Here is a 2582-nt window from a genome sequence, read left to right on the forward strand (position 1 = left end):
AAGATAGTAGGCAACGAAAACAACCCAAATTGCACCAGTAATCATTCCTGGAATAAGAGGTGTAAATAATTCGGAAGCATCAAGCCCAAGTGCGCTCATAACACGAGCTGTGGGTCCACCCCAAGGTGTAAGATTTGTTACCCCCGCCCCTAACATAACAACTCCAGCTAATATGAGGGGGTTCATTCCAAGGCGCTTATATAGTGGATACATTGCGGAAACTGTAATCATGTATGTTGTTGTACCGTCACCATCTAGAGAAACGATAATAGTCAATATAGCCGTTCCGACAACGATTTTTAAAGGATCTCCTTTTACAAATTTTAAAATCTTACTAATGACAGGATCGAATAAACCGCTATCAATCATAATCCCAAAATATAAAATAGCGAACATAAGCATAATACCAGTAGGTGCTAATTTTTGAATTCCCTCTAACATCATAGGCCCCATATTGGCATAGAATCCGCCAATTAATGCAAAAACACTCGGAATTAATATTAATGCTACTAGCGCTGACATACGTTTCGTCATAATTAAAAACATAAAGACAAATACCATCGCAAATCCAAGTAGTGCTAACATGTAATTTCCCCCTCAAAAGAATGATTGCGCTTTCAAAATAGAATAAAAATTCAGAAAAAGGTTTTTTATTTATAATAAAAGCATCTATTCAAATGGTAAATAATTTGAAAAATAACATCATTAGAAGCATAATTTTTATTTTGTTCATTTTGTTCACGGTAGTTAATTTGAATTTTTAAAAAGTAAGCTGCTCCTCGTAAGAATGGTAGAATAAGATGAAAATAGTGAAGTGTGAAATAGGGAGTAGATGTTATATGAAAACGAGAATTGAAGAGATTTATAGCTCTTATGAAGGAAAAGTAGAGGAGATTTTTATTAATGAATCTTCTTACGTATATGAATGGGAAAAATTACTGATGATCCGAAAAAATGACGGTGAGCTAAAAAAAATTGCAGTCGGGATTAGTGGAAATATAAGATTGGTAAATGTAGAAGTTGGACAGGAAATTAGTGCGGATACATTATTAGTTAAGTTAGAAGATGATTTGTTAATTACAGGCTGCGAGTGATGAGAGATGTGTAGAAATAACTACACATCTTTTTTTGTTTCCTATATTACAAAAAGCACATTGTTTTTTCACAAATCTCACACAACCTTTTGGTATTCTTTTCGTGAAGTATACGGTTTCTAGGGAGGAATATTGATGAAAGTAAAATATGTTGTACTTGCTATATGTTTATGTTTCATATTTACAGTAGTCGGGTGTGGGAAAAAGGAAACAGCAGCTGTTGCCATTGATGAGAAACATGATAAATGTGATATTTGTCAAATTGGGGTAACAGATAATCAATTTGCAACAGAAATTATTTTAGAAAATGGAAAAGCGTTAAAGTTTGATGATATCGGTTGTATGTATAAATGGATGGAGATCAACTCAGATGAAAAGACGAAAGAGAAATTTGTTCGAGATTATGATTCGAAAGATTGGATTTCGTTAGAAGACGCTACTTACGTATATGATAAAACAATAACGACACCGATGGCTTATAATGTCATTTCATTTAAAAATAAAAAAGATGCAGAGAGCTTTGTATCTAACTATAAGGGGAAAGTTCTTTCGTATAAAGAGCTAGCAGAGCATAAATGGGAAATGAATAAAGAGATGATGGGGAAACCGAAAGCAGGAAATCATGGTGGACATCATTAATAATAGAAAAAGACAACTATATAGTTGTCTTTTTCTATTATTACTCAGGTGCAAATATAGAAAAGGTGTAAAATTTTTAGAAGAACGGTTACAATGGAATATAGTAACCTAAAGCAATCATTTATCCCGCATTAACGGGCAGTAAGATCCCCACCTCAAAATTTAGTGAAAGCAAAGAATTTAGGTGGAGATCAACTGCCCGTAAAAGCCCGATTGGTGTGGGCTAATAATTAGTGGTGGATGAACAAAACCCCCACTAATTAAAGTTTCACTTTATGTACTTTTTAGAAATGTATACAAATGCGGTAAAAACGTGCTAAACTAATTGCTTCATAATGTTAATGATGGGGCCATCAGGCGTATCATTTCAATAGGTTGAGAAACATAGTATAAGCTTAAGATAATCTGATTAAAGAAGGAATCTAAAGGGCTTATGGATAAATGTACTCAAGAAGAGTTATTGTATGTGATGGAGGAATGGTTAAGAAAACATTATCTTTCATAGGAGCTGTAGTTGTGAGAAAACAAAAAATTTTATTATGTATTTTATTAGGACTTTTAATGACGGTAGTGGCTTGCGATAAGCAAGAAGAACCAGAATCGAAACCGGTTCATGTGAAAAATGAAAAGAAAAAAGAGAAGCATAAAGAACAGGAAGAATCTAAAGAAGAGAAAAGTATAAATTTAATGGACAAACAGTTGTTACTTTCAGCTACTCTTGGAGACACAGAGACAGCTATGAAGTTGATTCAGGATGGAGCGAATATAAACGTAGAAGGTGACAACGGAGAAACGCCTGTCCTTGCAGCGACGTACCAAAATCATGTAGAGACAGTTAAAGCATTAATT

Annotated in this window: 4 protein-coding genes; 3 read left to right on the top strand and 1 reads right to left on the bottom strand. The window is 33.8% G+C overall.

Going from position 1 to position 2582, the window contains the following annotated elements:
• A partial coding sequence (locus MR160_RS33375; protein WP_242299190.1) for a citrate:proton symporter occupies positions 1 to 585 on the bottom strand: 585 nt, incomplete at its 3' end.
• 254 nt (positions 586 to 839) lie between these two features.
• Between MR160_RS33375 and MR160_RS33380 the strand changes: the two genes are divergently transcribed.
• The 3 genes from MR160_RS33380 to MR160_RS33390 form a co-directional block, all read left to right on the top strand.
• Positions 840 to 1094 carry a hypothetical protein gene (locus MR160_RS33380; RefSeq protein WP_000857376.1) on the top strand — a complete coding sequence of 85 codons (255 nt, stop codon included), beginning with the start codon at positions 840 to 842 and terminating at the stop codon, positions 1092 to 1094.
• 135 nt (positions 1095 to 1229) lie between these two features.
• Complete coding sequence (locus tag MR160_RS33385; protein WP_000865661.1) at positions 1230 to 1733, top strand: nitrous oxide reductase accessory protein NosL; 504 nt, start codon at positions 1230 to 1232, stop codon at positions 1731 to 1733.
• A 441-nt stretch (positions 1734 to 2174) separates the two neighbouring features.
• Positions 2175 to 2582, top strand: a 408-nt coding sequence (locus MR160_RS33390) for an ankyrin repeat domain-containing protein (protein ID WP_242299191.1), incomplete at its 3' end; no start/stop codon positions are given.

Origin of the sequence: Bacillus cereus group sp. BfR-BA-01382, from assembly GCF_022663475.1 — a bacterium.
In the GTDB taxonomy this organism is placed as follows: domain Bacteria; phylum Bacillota; class Bacilli; order Bacillales; family Bacillaceae_G; genus Bacillus_A; species Bacillus_A thuringiensis_S.